15 protein-coding genes and 3 pseudogenes are annotated in these 15909 nt (G+C 56.0%); 13 read left to right on the forward strand and 5 right to left on the reverse strand.

Features of this window, described 5'->3' with window-relative positions:
- Window positions 1-69: 69 nt before the first annotated feature.
- From CPJ18_RS26055 to CPJ18_RS26070, 4 genes are read left to right on the forward strand one after another with little or no spacing between them, the layout of a single operon-like run.
- Window positions 70-888: an ATP-binding cassette domain-containing protein gene (locus tag CPJ18_RS26055; RefSeq protein WP_103660455.1), complete on the forward strand. Its 819-nt coding sequence runs from the start codon at window positions 70-72 to the stop codon at window positions 886-888.
- Entirely contained in the window at window positions 885-2147 is a 1263-nt protein-coding gene (locus CPJ18_RS26060; RefSeq protein WP_077123209.1) for a sugar ABC transporter permease, read from the forward strand. The genes CPJ18_RS26055 and CPJ18_RS26060 overlap by 4 nt, the downstream gene beginning before the upstream one ends.
- 21 nt (window positions 2148-2168) lie before the next feature.
- Window positions 2169-2897 (forward strand): SDR family oxidoreductase, encoded by a 729-nt coding sequence (locus CPJ18_RS26065; protein WP_077105486.1) that lies wholly within the window; start codon window positions 2169-2171, stop codon window positions 2895-2897.
- Window positions 2898-2949: 52 nt separating this feature from the next.
- Window positions 2950-4578: an FGGY-family carbohydrate kinase gene (locus CPJ18_RS26070; protein ID WP_103660456.1), complete on the forward strand. Its 1629-nt coding sequence runs from the start codon at window positions 2950-2952 to the stop codon at window positions 4576-4578.
- Between the two features lie 293 nt (window positions 4579-4871).
- Here CPJ18_RS26070 and CPJ18_RS26075 read toward each other — a convergent pair whose 3' ends face one another.
- Window positions 4872-5927, reverse strand: a complete 1056-nt coding sequence (locus tag CPJ18_RS26075; RefSeq protein ID WP_103660457.1) for an aldo/keto reductase — start codon at window positions 5925-5927, stop codon at window positions 4872-4874.
- A gap of 117 nt (window positions 5928-6044) precedes the next feature.
- Between CPJ18_RS26075 and CPJ18_RS26080 the strand changes: the two genes are divergently transcribed.
- Window positions 6045-6950 carry a LysR family transcriptional regulator gene (locus CPJ18_RS26080; protein ID WP_103588155.1) on the forward strand — a complete coding sequence of 302 codons (906 nt, stop codon included), beginning with the start codon at window positions 6045-6047 and terminating at the stop codon, window positions 6948-6950.
- 183 nt (window positions 6951-7133) lie between these two features.
- Here CPJ18_RS26080 and CPJ18_RS26085 read toward each other — a convergent pair whose 3' ends face one another.
- Window positions 7134-7745, reverse strand: a complete 612-nt coding sequence (locus tag CPJ18_RS26085; protein WP_077105483.1) for a TetR/AcrR family transcriptional regulator — start codon at window positions 7743-7745, stop codon at window positions 7134-7136.
- A 148-nt stretch (window positions 7746-7893) separates the two neighbouring features.
- Here CPJ18_RS26085 and CPJ18_RS26090 point away from each other — a divergent pair, with 148 nt between their 5' ends.
- The 4 genes and pseudogenes from CPJ18_RS26090 to CPJ18_RS26105 all read left to right on the forward strand — a co-directional run bounded on the left by CPJ18_RS26090 (window position 7894) and on the right by CPJ18_RS26105 (window position 10090).
- Window positions 7894-8160, forward strand: a complete 267-nt coding sequence (locus tag CPJ18_RS26090; protein ID WP_077123207.1) for a hypothetical protein — start codon at window positions 7894-7896, stop codon at window positions 8158-8160.
- A 205-nt stretch (window positions 8161-8365) separates the two neighbouring features.
- A pseudogene (locus tag CPJ18_RS26095) lies at window positions 8366-8620 on the forward strand (type IV secretory system conjugative DNA transfer family protein); the annotation flags it as partial.
- Window positions 8621-8823: 203 nt separating this feature from the next.
- Window positions 8824-9570, forward strand: a complete 747-nt coding sequence (locus CPJ18_RS26100) for a histidine phosphatase family protein (protein WP_103660458.1) — start codon at window positions 8824-8826, stop codon at window positions 9568-9570.
- 211 nt (window positions 9571-9781) lie between these two features.
- Window positions 9782-10090 carry a hypothetical protein gene (locus CPJ18_RS26105; protein WP_077105480.1) on the forward strand — a complete coding sequence of 103 codons (309 nt, stop codon included), beginning with the start codon at window positions 9782-9784 and terminating at the stop codon, window positions 10088-10090.
- Window positions 10091-10140: 50 nt separating this feature from the next.
- Here CPJ18_RS26105 and CPJ18_RS26110 read toward each other — a convergent pair whose 3' ends face one another.
- Together CPJ18_RS26110 and CPJ18_RS26115 are read right to left on the reverse strand one after the other, a co-directional pair.
- The gene (locus CPJ18_RS26110; RefSeq protein ID WP_103660459.1) at window positions 10141-10386 is read right to left on the reverse strand and encodes a BrnA antitoxin family protein; all 246 of its coding nucleotides are present in this window, start codon (window positions 10384-10386) and stop codon (window positions 10141-10143) included.
- Between the two features lie 609 nt (window positions 10387-10995).
- Window positions 10996-12078 (reverse strand): nucleotidyltransferase family protein, encoded by a 1083-nt coding sequence (locus CPJ18_RS26115; protein ID WP_103660460.1) that lies wholly within the window; start codon window positions 12076-12078, stop codon window positions 10996-10998.
- A 663-nt stretch (window positions 12079-12741) separates the two neighbouring features.
- On the opposite strand from CPJ18_RS26115, the gene CPJ18_RS26125 reads away from it, so the two are divergent.
- From CPJ18_RS26125 to CPJ18_RS26135, 4 genes and pseudogenes are all read left to right on the forward strand, one after another.
- Entirely contained in the window at window positions 12742-13566 is an 825-nt protein-coding gene (locus CPJ18_RS26125) for an SHOCT domain-containing protein (protein ID WP_244554541.1), read from the forward strand.
- A gap of 606 nt (window positions 13567-14172) precedes the next feature.
- Window positions 14173-14349, forward strand: coding sequence for a hypothetical protein (locus CPJ18_RS27035; RefSeq protein WP_197710918.1), 177 nt, complete (start codon window positions 14173-14175; stop codon window positions 14347-14349).
- A gap of 21 nt (window positions 14350-14370) precedes the next feature.
- Window positions 14371-14544, forward strand: a complete 174-nt coding sequence (locus CPJ18_RS27040; protein WP_197710919.1) for an antitoxin Xre/MbcA/ParS toxin-binding domain-containing protein — start codon at window positions 14371-14373, stop codon at window positions 14542-14544.
- Between the two features lie 79 nt (window positions 14545-14623).
- Window positions 14624-15109: pseudogene (locus tag CPJ18_RS26135) on the forward strand (RES domain-containing protein); the annotation flags it as partial.
- A 469-nt stretch (window positions 15110-15578) separates the two neighbouring features.
- On the opposite strand, the pseudogene CPJ18_RS27410 reads toward CPJ18_RS26135, so the two are convergent.
- Window positions 15579-15783: pseudogene (locus tag CPJ18_RS27410) on the reverse strand (hypothetical protein); the annotation flags it as partial.
- Between the last annotated feature and the right edge of the window lie 126 nt (window positions 15784-15909).

Raw genomic sequence — 15909 nt, forward strand, 5'->3', positions numbered from 1 at the left:
CCTCAGTTGCCCGATCGGACATCCTTGTCCGGTCGGACATGTCAGCGAACCAACAAAGAGCCTGATCTCATGGTGCAGACACACACAATCGTCCCGGAGAAGGGGAGCACACTTCTCAGACTGAGCAAAATTTCGAAAAAATTTGGTGCGGTGTCGGCACTGACCGATATCGACCTGGAGGTGCGGGCCGGCGAGGTCGTTGCGCTGGTTGGTGATAATGGTGCGGGCAAATCTACCCTGGTCAAGGTTTTGGCTGGCGTTCACCAGCCGACCTCAGGCACGATCGAATTTTGCGGTCAGGAGGTCTCTCTCGATAGTCCCAGCCGCGCGCTCGAACTTGGTATAGCCACCGTTTTTCAGGATTTGGCCCTATGCGAAAATCTCGATGTCGTTGCCAATCTTTTCCTCGGCCATGAAATGTCGCCGTGGAACCTAGACGAAGTCGCCATGGAAGTTCGCGCCTGGACGCTGCTCAAGGAGCTTGCTGCGCGCATTCCATCCGTGCGGGAACCTATTGCCTCGCTATCCGGCGGGCAGCGCCAGACGGTTGCGATTGCGCGGTCGCTGCTGCTTGATCCCAAAATCATCATGCTAGACGAGCCGACAGCCGCGCTTGGCGTTGCCCAGACGGCCGAGGTGTTGAACCTAATCGAGCGGGTGCGCGATCGTGGCCTCGGTGTCATCATCATCAGCCACAACATGGAAGATGTTCGCGCCGTCGCCGATCGCATCGTCGTGCTGCGGCTCGGTCGAAACAACGGCGTCTTCGAACCCGACGCTTCCAATCAGGAGCTTGTCGCATCCATCACTGGTGCGACCGAAAACTCGGTGTCACGCCGCAATGAGCGCAAAACCGGACACACGGAAACGACCGGGAGCCCCTTATGAGCCAGAATATGTCCAACGATCCGTCCAGCAAGACGTCAGCTCTCGACCGCAGCGATGTTCGCGTCGAGCATGATGACGGCATAGCGGGAATGGTCCGCGGTTTCTTCAACCGCGTGCGCTCTGGCGACCTCGGCATGCTGCCGGTGGCCATCGGTCTGATTGTCATCTCGACAGTGTTCAGCATCCTCAATCCGGTCTTTCTGGCTCCGAACAACCTGGTCAACCTGCTGTTTGATTGCGCTACGGTCGGTATCATTTCGCTTGGCATCGTCTGTGTGCTCTTGCTCGGAGAGATCGACCTGTCCGTCGGCTCGATGAGTGGCCTGTCGTCCGCGATCATTGGCGTGCTGTGGGTAAACACCGGCTTGCCAATCACCGTCGCGATTTTCGCAGCTCTGGTGTTTGGCGCGCTGGTCGGCGCTCTTTATTCCGTCATGTATAACCGCCTGGGCATGCCGAGTTTCGTGGCGACACTTGCAGGCCTGCTCGCCTTGCTCGGCTTACAGCTCTACATCCTTGGCCCGACGGGCAGCATCAATCTTCCCTATGCCTCGCCACTGGTACGTTTCGGTCAGATTTTGGTGATGCCAGACTGGCTGTCCTATGCGCTGGCTCTCATGCCAGGCTTGGTGTTGGTCGTCACCGGCTACCTCGTTCGTCAGCGCCGTCTAGCGGTCAATTTGTCGGCACAGCCGCTCAGCAGCTTGGTGATCAAGGCTATCGTGCTGACGGTGATTTTTGAATTCGCTGTCTACTATCTGAACCTTGGCCGCGGCGTACCCTACATGTTCGGCCTTTTCGTCGCATTGGCCGTCATCCTCAATTACGCACTGACCAAGACCCAATGGGGCCGGTCGATGTTTGCCGTCGGTGGCAACAGGGAGGCGGCCCGTCGCTCCGGCATCAATGTCCGCCGTATCTATATGAGCGCGTTCATGCTGTGCTCGACACTGGGTGCGCTCGGCGGCGTGCTGTCTGCTTCGCGGCTGGCCTCGTCCAGCCAGCAGGCCGGTACCGGCGACGTCAACCTGAATGCAATCGCGGCAGCCGTTATCGGCGGCACCAGCCTTTTCGGTGGGCGCGGTAGTGCTTATTCGGCACTGCTAGGCATCATCGTCATCCAGGCCATTTCCAATGGTCTGACCTTGCTCAACCTCAACTCATCGCTGCGCTACATGATAACCGGGGCAGTCCTTGCCATCGCCGTCATTGTCGACTCGCTAGCACGTCGGTCCCGCGTCAGCCATGGCCGCGCCTAATACCATACTGGAGAAACTCTGATGACTGAACTCATGAAGGGCAAGGTTGCCGCTATTACGGGTGCCGCATCGGGCATCGGCCTGGAATGCGCCCGCACTCTGCTCGCCGAAGGCGCGACCGTCGTGTTGATCGACCGCGCCAAGGACAAATTAGAGGCTCTGTGTGCTGAACTTGGGGACAAAGCCAAGCCATTGGTGGTTGATCTGCTGAATGGGCCTGAAGTCTCTGCCATGCTGCCACGTATTTTGGACGTCGCCGGCGGGCTCGATATTTTTCACGCCAATGCCGGTGCGTATGTCGGCGGACCGGTGGCTGAAGGCGATCCGGATGCATGGGACCGGATGCTGAACCTCAATATCAATGCCGCCTTCCGTTCGGTGCATGCGGTGCTCCCGCACATGATTGCCCAAAAGTCAGGCGACATCCTGTTTACCAGTTCGATTGCCGGTGTCGTGCCCGTTGTTTGGGAGCCGATCTATACCGCATCGAAATTCGCGGTTCAGGCATTCGTGCATTCCACCCGTCGTCAGGTCGCGCCGCATGGCGTGCGTGTTGGCGCAGTGCTGCCCGGTCCAGTGGTTACGGCATTGATCGATGACTGGCCGAAGGCCAAGCTGGAGGATGCTCTTGCCAATGGCAGCCTGATGCAGCCGAAGGAAGTGGCAGACGCTGTCCTCTTCATGCTCTCGAGGCCGCGCAATATTACCATCCGCGATCTCGTCATCTTGCCCAACAGCGTCGATCTTTGATCGGCGTCAACGGTCATCTTTCGATCCTCACGACGTTTAAGAGCCAGAGAAAATGAACAATACAGCGAACCCCACCATGTCAGGCTACGTTATCGGCATCGATGTCGGGACTGGAAGCGCGCGCGCTGGCCTTTTCGATCTGGATGGCCAAATGCTGGCAGTGGCCAAGCAAAACATTTCGCTGTTTCGCGAAGCTGGTGCGATCGTTGAACAGTCGAGCGCTGAAATATGGGATGCCGTATGCTATGTCGTGCGGGAGGTGGTGAGCATCAGTGGCGTCGATCCGGCCGCCGTCATCGGTTTGGGTTTCGATGCGACCTGCTCGCTTGTCGTGTTGGGTGAGGGTGGACGTCCTCTGCCCGTGGGGCCTTCCGAAGACGAGAACCGCGATATCATCGTCTGGATGGATCACCGCGCCGTTGGTCAGGCAGAACGGATCAATGCCTTGGGGCATGACGTGCTGCGTTATGTCGGCGGCCGGATATCGCCGGAGATGGAGACGCCGAAGCTGCTGTGGCTGAAGGAAAATCGCCCCCAAACCTTCGATGCAGCATGGCAGTTCTTCGATCTCGCCGACTTCCTGACCTGGAAAGCAGCGGGTGATCTCGCCCGGTCGACCTGCACCGTCACGTGCAAGTGGACCTATCTGGCGCATGAAAATCGGTGGGACCCGAGTTATTTCGAGAAGATCGGCCTTGGAACACTGGCCGAGGAAAAATTTGCCCGCATCGGCACCACCATCGTTGAGCCGGGAACACCGCTTGGCCAAGGCTTGTCGAAGGACTCTGCGAAGGCCATGGGACTATTGCCGGGGACGGCCGTTGCGGCTGGCATGATCGACGCCCATGCCGGTGGCATCGGAACCGCAGGTGTTGATGGCAGTCCCGAGAGCAATCTCGCCTATGTCTTCGGAACATCTTCCTGCACCATGACCTCGACAACGGAGCCAGTTTTCGTGCCAGGGGTCTGGGGACCTTATTTCTCTGCCATGGTTCCAGGCATGTGGCTCAACGAAGGCGGACAGAGCGCTGCAGGCGCTGCAATCGAACGGTTGCTCTCGTTCCATCCAGCAACTGCGGAGGCGCAGGTAAAGGCTTCAAGCCAAGGAGTGCCGCTGCCGGTCCTGATTGCCGATGAGGCCGTCGCACGCTCAGTCAGCGCGTCAGATGTCGTTCACCTTGCGCTAGGGCTACACGTCGTTCCCGAATTTCTCGGCAACCGCGCGCCCTTTGCCGATCCGCACGCGCGTGCGGTAATCGCGGGCCTTGGCATGGATCGTGACTTCGAAAGCCTCGTGGCACTTTACGTCGCCGGACTTTGCGGCGTCGGATATGGCCTGCGGCAAATCATCGAGGTTCAGGCAGAAGCAGGCGCGAATGTAGAGCGCGTTGTCATAAGCGGAGGTGCCGGTCAGCACGATTTGGTCCGTCAGGTTCTGGCTGATGCCTGCGGCAAATCTGTCGTCGCCACGGTATCGGAAGAACCGGTGCTCCTTGGTTCTGCTATCCTCGGTGCTGTTGCCAGCGGGGCTTTCTCGGATGCACGTTCAGCGATGACAAGTCTTTGCCGTGTTGCGAAAATCTACACCCCAGCAGGAGGCGATTTGGCAGCAATTCATGCCAAACGTTACGCTGCATTTAGTTCGTTTCAAGACTTGGGCCGAAGCTTTCGAGAATCTTAAGCCGTCTGAAACGCCTTGCGGTTTCCTTTTTCAGACGCATAAAGCCGCCGAGGTTTCACTTCAGACGGGGCTGACTGCTAGCTCGTTTAAGTGGTAGAGACAAGAATAAGAAATCAATGTTTGCGGCAGCTCCCAGGTACGGGCCTCGGGAGGCATTCGACCCCGGATTTCGTCCGTGGCGGCTAGGTATTCGCCAGATGGCTTGTAGTCGGCATCTCGGCCGCGCGCGAATATTCCTAGCATGAACGTCCCGTACCAAGAGCGCCGCCTTACAAGACGCCCAGCATCGACACTTACCATCGACGCGTGATGGAACCTACTATCGGTGGGTTAAGTCGAGCAAAGCCTTCTTGGCGATGATAGGGGAAATGCGGATATGGCGGGGTAACGATGCTGGCATCGTCCAGGAAAGCAATCTGGTCGCTCGTTAGTTGCCAGCCGACCGCTCCAAGGTTCTGTCGGAGCTGCTCCTCGTTTCGCGCACCCATGATAATGGAAGATACAGTGGGCCGACCTGTGAGCCAGTTGAGTGCCACTTGCGGAACTGTTTTGTCGACCTGTCTTGCGACATCTTCGAGAGCATCGACGACGCGATAGAGGTGTTCCTCATCGACTGGAGGACCAAAGCTTGCTGTTTCGTGCAGACGACTGTCCTTCGGAATGGGAACGCCCCGCCTGATCTTACCCGTAAGCCTACCCCACCCCAGCGGGCTCCACACGAGTGCTCCAAGGCCCTGATCCAGACCCATCGGCATCAGATCCCACTCATAGTCTCGGCCCAAAATGGAGTAGTAAACCTGATTGGCGACGTAGCGAGGCCATCCGTACTTGTCGGCGACGGCCAAAGACTTCATGGTTTCCCACCCCGAAAAATTCGAGACGCCGACGTAGCGGACCTTTCCCGCCCGAACAAGCGTATCAAGGGTCGATAAGACTTCTTCGACGGGCGTCTGGGCGTCGAAAGCATGCAGTTGCAGGATGTCGATATAGTCGGTTCGAAGTCGGCGAAGTGCGTCTTCGACTGACCGAACCAAACGAAATCTGGAAGAGCCCGCCTCGTTTGGTCCATCTCCCATAGGTAAGCTGGTTTTCGTTGATATCAGCACGGTATCGCGACGACCTTCCAGCGCTGCACCCAGCACCTCCTCCGACGCGCCGTTGGAGTAGACATCTGCGGTATCAAACAAATTGACGCCAGCTTCAACGCAGATATCGATGAGTCGCCTAGCTTCGGTGACATCGGAAGTGCCCCAAGCGCTGAAGAGGGGGCCTGTACCTCCGAACGTGCCTGCGCCAAAACTCAGGACCGAGACTTTGAGTCCCGATCGGCCAAGAGAACGGTATTCCATGTTGTCTTCCTTTTCGGAGAATGGGAGCGAATTCCAGGACTATTGGGCAAAGATAGAAGATCCAGCTTGGATGATATAGATTGCGGTCTGGAACAACATTTGTGAATTTGGGGACCAATGGCTCGAGCAGAAGTCAATCGATCCGGAGAAATGGAGGTCTTCGTGCAAGTCGTCGAGCGCGGGGGCTTTTCGGCGGCTGCTCGTGGTGTCGGAATGACGCCCTCCGCGGTGAGCAAACTGGTCGCGCGGCTGGAGGCGCGGCTGGGTACCCGTCTCATCAACCGTTCGACGCGCGTGTTCAAGCTTACTGCCGAAGGCTGCATCTTTTTCGAGCGGGCCACGCGTATCCTGGCAGATATCGAAGATGCGGAGCGGACCACCAGTGCGGGTGAGGTTCCAAGTGGTCGCCTGCGCCTCAGCACCAGCGCCTCCTATGCCACTCATGTGCTCGCCGCTATACTCCCCGAATTTATGGAGCGATATCCTGCGATTACCGTCGATATCGTACAGAGCGATCTTGTCGTTGATCTCCTTGGAGATCGAATGGACGTGGCGGTGCGCGCAGGCCCGTTGAAAAGTTCAAGCCTGGTCGCGCGCAAACTTGGCGACACCGCGATGACCATCGTTGCTGCGCCGTCCTATGCTCACCGCCGTGGTCTGCCCCTGACTATCGAAGACCTTGAAAGGCATGACACGCTGGGCCTGGGCTACACCCGCGCGATGGTTGGCTGGCCTATGATATCGAAGGGTGTGACGGTTCTTGTCCCAGTCGTCGGCCGGATCCAAGCCAGTGACGGCGAGGCTCTGCGACAGCTGGTGCTCGGTGGAAGCGGAATTGCCCGCCTCGCCAATTTCACGATCTGCGGCGATCTGAAGGCCGGCCGTCTGGTTCCGGTGCTCGAGGAGTATAATTCTGGAGACCGGGAGGAGTTTCATGCCATCCATATCGGGCAGGGAGGCCTGCTGCCGTCGCGGGTGCGCGCCCTTCTCGATTTCCTGGCCAAACGGGGAAAGGTTACATAGCTGAGATACCGCTGAATGAGGCGGATTCCATACCAGTGGTTCGAGTGGGTCAACACCTTCAGCGTGAAAGTCCGATGACACAATACGACGAAGGGGCGAGGTCTCGTTTGATGGTTATTCTGTGGGGCGATCAAAATCTACTTTTGTGCTCTCGGTATCACTTCATCCGTGCTCCCGCAGGATTCAGGAAGAAGCCTGCGCACCTAGACCGAACGAGATCATTGCCGCTTCACACGCACGCGTAAACCGCATCGACGGTCCTTCTTTGCCGGCTGCAAGTTTGCTGACACGCGCCCCTTCCAACAGCATGGATAGCGTATCAGCTAAAAGTTCTGGATCGGTAACGCCTGTCGAACGACAAAGATCGGCGAGCCGGAAATGTTGTTCCATTTTCAATGTTTCAATGATCGCATGCGCAGGATGTCCTTGCTCTTTCAGCTCTACCGCAGCATTGGCCAAATCACATCCGTAAGGCTCGCTGGAAAGACATTCCGCGCGCGCTTTCACCCATGCAGTCAGCTGAGCCTTCGGGTCGCCTGGGTTCTCTGTTGCAAGATCTTCCCAAGCCTTCTCCAGCGTTCGAGAACTATGCTTGAGCGCTTCGCATACGAGATCATCTTTAGAGCCAAAATGTCGATATAACGTCATCTTATTTGTGGAGGCGGCTTCCGCGATGGCATCAACCCCGATGCCGCGTATGCCATGTTCACGAAACAGCTGACAGGCCGTTGAAACGATCCGGTCACGAGGCGCGATTTTCTGCTCGGAAGCGCGATCAGATTTTTCGGGTTTCATAAGTTTTAATTTTATCCTGAAGTGATGTTGACATGGGTGTGACTGGTCGGTAACTGTTGAATTGTTACTTACTGGTAACACCCCTAACTCGGAACTGTCAAGTCATCGCCATATTCGGGAGCGTGGGACTTGTTGAAAGGAGACCGCGATGAAAAACACGAAGGACGAGATGAACCTCGCTGAAATCTTCGGCGATCCGCTGATCCTTGCTGTCATGCGTGCGGATGGCGTCGCTCTAAATGAATTTAAAGAGTTGATGTATTCAGCGGCTAGATCCTTAAAGATGCGCGACGGGACAGCACTTACTGGGAAATTCCGAACCCCCAGCCTTGCAGCCTCCTCTAAACGTACACTTGTAGCCACCATGCAGCCCTTGTTCGTCGGCTCGTTTGAGCCGTGTTGTGCGAATATGTAATTCTGTCTGCGGCATGCGCCAGCTTCCCAGAGGTCGGGATTAGCGAAAGTGATTGTCGAGTGTTCAGTTGTAGTTGTGCCACTGTTTTGTTGGGCGTGTAACACCTCCACTTTTACCGTGGACGGATTCCGCCGGGATGAACTCCCGGCGCAAGTCGCACAATTTTCAAACGCGGTGCCGGTTTTTGTTTGCGTATGGAGGCATCCGCCGGCACCTTGTCACCCTGCGCCAATACTTTACCTTGGCACTGGAACGCTTTGCCGCACTTTTAAAAAAGATGCAGGACACGGACGGCGCAAATGGTCTGATTGCGCGCGCGGCCAATCGTCAATTCGGCAAGTCTGACCGCGAGGCGACGGGCGTTCTGTCGGCTGCACAACGCCACACGCATTTCCTCAACAGCGCGCGCATGTCTAATATTTTGACGCGATCGGATTTCCGGTTTGGCGATCTCAGGCAGTGTATCGCACGCGCCTATCAGGAATGAAGGCTTTCGATATCCCACGAGGCGATACAGCAATTTGTGGCCTGCCGCTGCTTTTGTGCTCTCGCGGTCCTGCAATCATGTGATAATAAAGGCTTGCCGATGCCACGAGGGATGTCGACCATGCGTCCCACGTCCATGGCCGCTGTGGCGTCCTAACCTTTGCAGCAGGATAGCTGATGCGTGTCTTTCTTGTTCGCCACGGCGAATCCCTGGGCAATCTGGATGAGCGGGCTTACAGCCAGTTTGGCGATCACAACGTACCGTTGACGCATTGGGGATATCGCCAGGCCACGCAAGCCGGGGCTGCAGTCGCGGCATATTTGGACGGCCTTACAGAACCGGGCTTGCAGAAGCTGCGGGTGTGGTACTCACCGTTCCTACGGACCCGTCAAAGCAAGGACGCTCTGCTTGAGGCCTTGCCTGTCGAGCGCGTCGGCAAGGTGCGCGAAGACTATCTATTGCGAGAGCAGGATTTTGGGCTCTTCACTGAGATTTACGATCACGCCGATCGCAAGCAAAAGTTTCCCGATGAATTTGAAAAATGGGCAAGACTGCGCAGCAACAACGGCAAATTCTACGCCCGGCCGCCCGATGGCGAGAGCCGAGCCGATGTCGCGCAGCGCATGCGGCTGTTCCTGCAGACCATCATGCACGAGGCCCGACATGGCCACGACAATGTGGTGATCGTCGGCCACGGTGTCACCAACCGTGCCTTTGAAATGAGTTTTCTGCAGCATCCGGTCGAATGGTTCGAGCGTTCCGTCAATCCCGGTAATGCCGACGTTACTCTTATCGAGGGAACGCGTGAAATGGGATATACCTCGACGCTGCTGCATCATTCAAATGACCGTCAGCCTGGCCAGAACGATCTGCGCCAAGCCTATGGCGCAGAGGTCACGATACGGCAAGGACCCGAGCCTTGAAACCCTGTGCAATGTGAGCTCTGGCCTCGCATATATCAGACAATGCTCGCTGAGCTAGGGCAGCGTTCGCTGGATGACGACAGCCGTAGAAATTACGTGTATCGGTTGTGTGGTGATGCTGTTGGATCACAGAGAAAATCAAAGCGCTAATTTTGGTACTTTTTGTTCCGCCGAGACTTGAAAAGTCGGATGCGTGCGGCATTTTTCAACCATGAGCCTGACGACAGATTTCATTGGTGACCTTGTTCGAGATGCCAATCGCATCGACCGTCTCGATGCGTTTCAAAAGCGTCGGATGTTGGAGCGTGCCGTCGCAACGATCAAGGATTTGCGCGAAGCAGTCGGTATTCCGAACGGCCCCGGCCGTGATATCGTGCTTGATATTCACACGACCGCATTATCCGTTGAGCGAGGATGGCGTGATGACAGCCAGGTTCGAGACACATTTCTTCTCGCTGCTGGCATGATCAGGGACCTGTACATTGTTCTGGATAGTGGGACGACGGTGTCCCTGGTCTGAGATAGTCCGGTTTGTTGCGTTTATGACTCAGACACCAGGTTCCTGTCATCTCATACCTCATCGTCGTCTTGCGCCACCATGCCGGTTCGCAGGAAATCATTTATCCGCTCCTGCCAGCCCGGTCCATCTTCCTGAAAATACGCAAGAACATCACTGTCTATCTTCAAAGACACCAGTTCTTTCGTATTGGGAATAGCGCGTTTTTCCACGGCGGGTGCCGCAGCTTTCTTGGGTGCTGCAAACAGAGCCTCGGCTGCGTCTCTGGGGTCTAATGGTCTGCGGGGTTTCGTTGCCATGATCGTGCTTCCTTGAAGTCGGTGTTTTTACGCAGGCTAACGCTGGGTTGATGGAAGTGAAGACCATTCAACTTTATTCCAGATAGCTATTGCCAGTTTCTCTTTGCATCAGCAATGGCTTTTCAGAACATCATTTTGTTCCTGAAGTTATGTCGATGCCCGATACTGGCCCGCTTATGAAATCAATTACGAACAAATGGCTTGGGTGGCGCAGCGCGTCTAGCTGTTACAGCATGCAGTGCTGGATGTTTGTGAGAGGGCGCTTAAAGCGCCGATTTAACCAGCACGCGTGGCGCAAGTGAGGTACGTCTGAGAAGCGGGACGATGGGTTCTCGATGGTTTGAGCTCTTCTAAAGAACTGAACGTCATCATCGGCGCTTATTGTTAATCGAGATCAGGCGATGGGGGCAGAAGCGCCTCAAGTCTAAAGGACAATATTGAGGTCGTCTTCCATGGCACCTTGAGCACAGTTCTTGACGATCAATCCGCAAAATCCAGCGCTTTTAAATCTCGTGCAAACTGCTGCGTGCGGGTTTCATCTGTCGCGTCATATCGGCTCGCCAGGTGTTGGCACCAAGAGCTCGGACGTCATAGCCTCGGCGGAAAGCATCACGTGCTATGGTGATGGACCTCATCGGTCGGAAGAATCGCGAAAATCTTATGGACCGCTGGTTGGTATTGCTTGTCGACGGCATCAACGCCCGCCGTGAGAGCGCTACGCCATGAAGGACCTCGATCCCAGGCTTCACGCAGAGTATCAGCGAGGTTTGCGCCATCGCCTGTTTCTTGCAATGCTTCAAATAGCATTCCGGCCTGGCGTAAATCCTTAGCTTTTTTGGCTCTTCCACCGGTATCATCTTTGCGACGACCGGCGACAATCAGCTTGTGAATTGCAAATCTTGACGGATCAGGCACAACGACTGAGATGCCGGCACTGTGGAGCAGAACCGTTCGGACCGGATCACGCAGCAGGAAATCCATGAACCGCAGAGGTTCGGCCGACGCCCCACCAAGAGCGGGCATCTTTGCCGGTTGGTCCGAGTAATCCTCACCACCTCGATTTGTCGTGAGGAATTCCACCCGGTATCCAGATGAATTGCGGAAGGCATTCGAGAGGGGCGAGCCGGAAACATGGGGCAGTGCGCGAAAGGATGGATCGACGCTCTGCAGCAGATCAACGATTGGCGGTATCGAATCCTGTACTTCGCTTGAGATCGCATAGTCTTGCGCCAGGTCTGCATCACCAGTCAGGATCGCGGCCATAGGCAGGCGGACACCGAGATGGGCAGAGTAGCATTGAAATGCGACCGTGCCGACAAGGACGCCGCGAAGACGGAATAGACCGGCCGCTGCTAGCGTTTCGATGACTATGCCAGTGAAGCGATCAGGTGCAATCATGCCCGCCTCGCGCGTGAGAGCCGCGACCATCTTTCGACGGTTCTGGAAATCATCCTTTTCGCCCTTGAAGGTTTCGACCCGTGCCGTAATTTCCCGATCATCGATCGGCCCTACATATCGCCGTTTCTGACCACCCTGACCATTCGGTTGATCGAAATACCAATATGCACGATTATCGACCGTCACCTTGACGAAGCGACCTGTTGGCGGAAAGTCTGCCGACCACTGCGCATCGAAAGTCCGTTGCTGAAGCTCCGCGACCATTGTACGGAACATGAGATCGATCTGCTTCATGGAAGGTTCCTATAGCATTTTCACAAATCTAGTATAGTAACTGAATTTGCGCAAGTTTTATCGTAGAGCGCCGTGATCGTTATAATCATACCCCCAATTGGTGGTGCCCAGAGGATGTCGATGTGATCGATTGATCGTTTTGCGTTGGGTGAGGTTACTGCTGGCGCGTCTATCGCCACGAGATCGAAGGGGCGCTCACCGTCTTTGTCCGAGCTGTTTTTGTCGCCACGCGCGTAAATCTCTATGCCCAGCCAATCAAAAAATCCATGAAGGCAACTCCTTGCGGGAAGGTTTGGCGAGGGAGCCAGGGGGCTTGTCAGATTGTGAAGAAGCGTCTGTCGCCCCGGTTGAAGCGTCATTGGATCGACGCCTCCGGCAGTAATCATTTTGAAACTGACTTCATCGAAGCAATAGGCGAACGTTGGGATTTCGGAATCGGTCTTAATCGAGGATCAGATTGCGTTGAACTCTTGATTATGGGTTATGGTCAAAGCGCTTTCGGGAGGCAACGACTGAGGCACGGTATGACTTTTGCAGATGTTTACCGAGCGCTTGCCCTTTTCTGCGTGGCCCAAACTCGCTGACGCGTCAAAGCTTGTGCCATGCCTATCTTCATAGCTCGGCAAATGTAATAAGAAATTCCGAACCAATGGAGCGCAGCTTGTGATCAGAGATACTCGCGAACAAGGCATTGTCGATGACTTATCCCAGCGACACGGCGTCAGCCAAGGTGTCATCGAGCATCTCACAATGGCGTTGATTGCAGGCCATACCAATCAGGCACAGTTCAATCACTCCGAACTTGGCGGGATGGGGCAATGGTCGAGCGGCGGCATGATCATGGTCGGCGACATGTTCAACAATGGTCTGAAGCATCGGGTCGATATGCTCTGCTCCGAGATTGCCGATTGCATAAGGTCGGGTAAGCTATCCGGCCCAAAATCTGATCGGCCTTATCAGTCTCAAAGCCAGGGAAATGGAAGCAGCTTTTTTTACCAGTCAAGTTCGCACAGCAGTTCTTGGCCACAACATCTCGGCCAGGCTTCGTCGACTGGCGCGCAGAACAACCTTCGATACGCGTTCTTCCCGGTCACCCGCAGGCTGGCAATCGATGTGAACGGAGAGATCACCGTTTATGATACTAAAGACCACAACATAGGTGGCTTTTCCCAACAGCAGAGCGGCGATCAGTCATTAACCTTCACCTCTCAGCATGGGCTCGTCCGGGTGGCTGATCTCGACATCGTAACCGCCGCTGGCAGCCCGGAGACGCCTCAAGACACGCAGGGAGCGATGCCCAATCTGATGGAGGCAGCACCGATTCCTTCTGTGACGCCTCCAAGCACGAACTTGGTCTCCGAGCCGACAGCTTTTCATCAAGATGATATTATCAGCAAAATCGAACGGCTCGCTGGTCTGCGGTCAAAAGGTATAATCTCGGACGAAGAATTCGCAGCGAAAAAAACAGAACTGCTTGAGCGGTTGTAAAAGCAACAATGCGCACGTTTTCGAATAATAAGTTGAAGCTGGCTCATGGCAGGTGGTGCCTCCGTTGTCGCCCTTCCGAATGGCCGGCCGCATAATAAAACAGGTAAAAACACCTTTCACAGTCGAAGACGTTGCGCGTGGGAATGATTATTGCAGACTGGCTGTGGCCGTCATTCCAAGAATACGGAACGGGCGGTCGACTGGAATTTGCGGCGGGTCCTGACGCACGTTCAGCAGCTAAAACAGCACGCCACTCTCCGATCTGGCAGTTCGGCAGGCCAAAGCCACCGGCAAGCCCTATACACGGCCATGGCGTCGGCCCCGGCCTGCGTCAGCCGCTCGTTCAGCAGTCGGCCACATAACTGAGAGCCTTCATACGAACAAACCGGAATTGGTCGAGGCGGCTTGTCCTTTGCGAGAGCGTGCGATCCGTCCAACGTGCTAGCTCGATCCCACAACAGTCGCATCGCGCCATCTTAGGAGAGGTGCCGATCACCCAGGCTGGTAGGTGAAAATTGCGCAGAGTGCAATTTAAGTGCATATTTAGGTCAAGTGGAGTTGAAGTTAAGTTCAATAATAGCGCATTTTAAGTGCGAGGATTGAGCCATGAACGCCGTGCTGCAGCAGCCCTTCGTTGAACGGTTCCGGGAACCCAACACCCAATACCTGTCTCCTGCGAGGGTCGGAAATTTCTTCGGGTTTCAAGTGCAGGAGCTTGCGGAGCGCGCGCATGTGCATCGCAACACACCCACGACCCGGCCCCAGGCACCCCAGCTGCAGTAATATCTGCAGGACCTGGTGCGCGTGCTCGCCGTATCCACCGAGATGACTGGCGATGTGGAGAGGGCAGCGTTCCTGCTTCGCAATGAGCCGCTACGTGCTTTCGGCTACAAGACAGCCGACGCGCTTGTTCACGAAGGCAGGGCAGAGGCAGTGATTGCTTATCTGGAGTCGCTTGCAGGCGGTGCCGCTGGATGATTGAGGCGATGATCGGTGAGCACGACGATGTCGCCCACTACCGGGTGATCGTGCCCGCTTATGCAGGGACACCAATGTCCGGTATGGGCGCGGACGACGCGGCGGGCGCTTCAATCGCCCCTGTCAGGAGGCGCTTTACCTGTCTGCGGACGACGCGACGGTGCTGGGGGAGTACAAGCAGGACAATCCATGGATACAGCCAGGCACGATCTGCACCTTCTTCATCAGACAACTCCGCGTGGCGGACTTCAGCGCCGGCTTCGATCCCGGCCTGTGGCCAGCGGTTTGGGCGGATTTTGCGATCGACTGGCGCGCCGAATGGTTCGACAAGTCGATCGAGCCGTCGACCTGGTACATGGCGGATGATGTCGTGGCTTCAGGGCTGGATGGCATCCTGTTTCCGTCGCAAGCCCGTCCCGGTGGCACCAATCTCGTGATCTATCGCAGCTCTGAGCGATCAGCATCGCAACTGCGCGTCTACGATCCAGATGGGGCCTTGCAAAAAATCGATCCTTCTGTGGGAAGCTGGGTCGCGGTCGGTGGTGTCCCCTTGGAGACGCCTTAGGGGGCGGCGTCCAATGGAGGATCTAAACCGGCTTGCGTTTCTGCACCCGCATACGATCTTACTTTTTCGTCGGGACCAGGCGGTGAGCACAGCGCGGCAATAGCCGGGGAAGGTAGAACCCCCGGCATGTCTCACCTTTTGGCGGTTTCCAGGGGGGCGTCGATCCCGGATCAAGATGCCAGGGAGGTTATAGAGCAGGTTCGAGCGGCCGTAGACCGGTGGCCGCAATTTGCTGAAGAAGTTCGGCTATTCCAGATCCCGTACTGTTGAACTCGACAAATTCCTGAATGGCAATCGGCTGGCTGATCAAAAGCGATGAGGCACAGAGTTGCGGTGACATGTTTCCTAATGTGTGATCCGGTGATTGTTAAGATGGCGGCGTTGGCGATCAGAGGGTCGACTGTTTGCCTCTGTAGGTGATTGGTGGCGGAAGAGCCTCATGGGCCTGTGCAAGCGTTTCAAGCCATTNGTTTGCCTCTGTAGGTGATTGGTGGCGGAAGAGCCTCATGGGCCTGTGCAAGCGTTTCAAGCCATTCGGCCAGGCCTGCAGGGACGGCGTCATTGCCCGCTTCCAGGGCCTCGATCCACGAAAGTTCACATTGCAGAGCGGACGCGATATTTATTGGCGTCCAGCGGATGACCCGCAAGCATTGATTAAAGCGGTCTGGCGACATGGTGGTTTTCATTGCCCCTGTAATATCGAGCGATGTTCGGCTGGTCTGTTGTGAGAGTCAATCGATTATGCAACCTTTGGAAGATGCCGTGCTCCACGCGCCTTCGGGTATATTTTCTATTTAATT

The sequence above is a fragment of the Agrobacterium rosae genome (genome assembly GCF_002915175.1).
GTDB lineage: Bacteria > Pseudomonadota > Alphaproteobacteria > Rhizobiales > Rhizobiaceae > Agrobacterium > Agrobacterium rosae.

Coding starts and splice junctions, on each gene's coding strand:
- CPJ18_RS26055 (WP_103660455.1), top strand. CDS start 70: ATGGTGCAGACACACACAATCGTCCCGGAGAAGGGGAGCACACTTCTC.
- CPJ18_RS26070 (WP_103660456.1), top strand. CDS start 2,950: ATGAACAATACAGCGAACCCCACCATGTCAGGCTACGTTATCGGCATC.
- CPJ18_RS26110 (WP_103660459.1), bottom strand. CDS start 10,386: ATGGCAACGAAACCCCGCAGACCATTAGACCCCAGAGACGCAGCCGAG.
- CPJ18_RS26090 (WP_077123207.1), top strand. CDS start 7,894: ATGAAAAACACGAAGGACGAGATGAACCTCGCTGAAATCTTCGGCGAT.
- CPJ18_RS26060 (WP_077123209.1), top strand. CDS start 885: ATGAGCCAGAATATGTCCAACGATCCGTCCAGCAAGACGTCAGCTCTC.
- CPJ18_RS26105 (WP_077105480.1), top strand. CDS start 9,782: ATGAGCCTGACGACAGATTTCATTGGTGACCTTGTTCGAGATGCCAAT.
- CPJ18_RS26065 (WP_077105486.1), top strand. CDS start 2,169: ATGACTGAACTCATGAAGGGCAAGGTTGCCGCTATTACGGGTGCCGCA.
- CPJ18_RS27035 (WP_197710918.1), top strand. CDS start 14,173: ATGAACGCCGTGCTGCAGCAGCCCTTCGTTGAACGGTTCCGGGAACCC.
- CPJ18_RS26075 (WP_103660457.1), bottom strand. CDS start 5,927: ATGGAATACCGTTCTCTTGGCCGATCGGGACTCAAAGTCTCGGTCCTG.
- CPJ18_RS26115 (WP_103660460.1), bottom strand. CDS start 12,078: ATGAAGCAGATCGATCTCATGTTCCGTACAATGGTCGCGGAGCTTCAG.
- CPJ18_RS26080 (WP_103588155.1), top strand. CDS start 6,045: ATGGCTCGAGCAGAAGTCAATCGATCCGGAGAAATGGAGGTCTTCGTG.
- CPJ18_RS26100 (WP_103660458.1), top strand. CDS start 8,824: ATGCGTGTCTTTCTTGTTCGCCACGGCGAATCCCTGGGCAATCTGGAT.
- CPJ18_RS26085 (WP_077105483.1), bottom strand. CDS start 7,745: ATGAAACCCGAAAAATCTGATCGCGCTTCCGAGCAGAAAATCGCGCCT.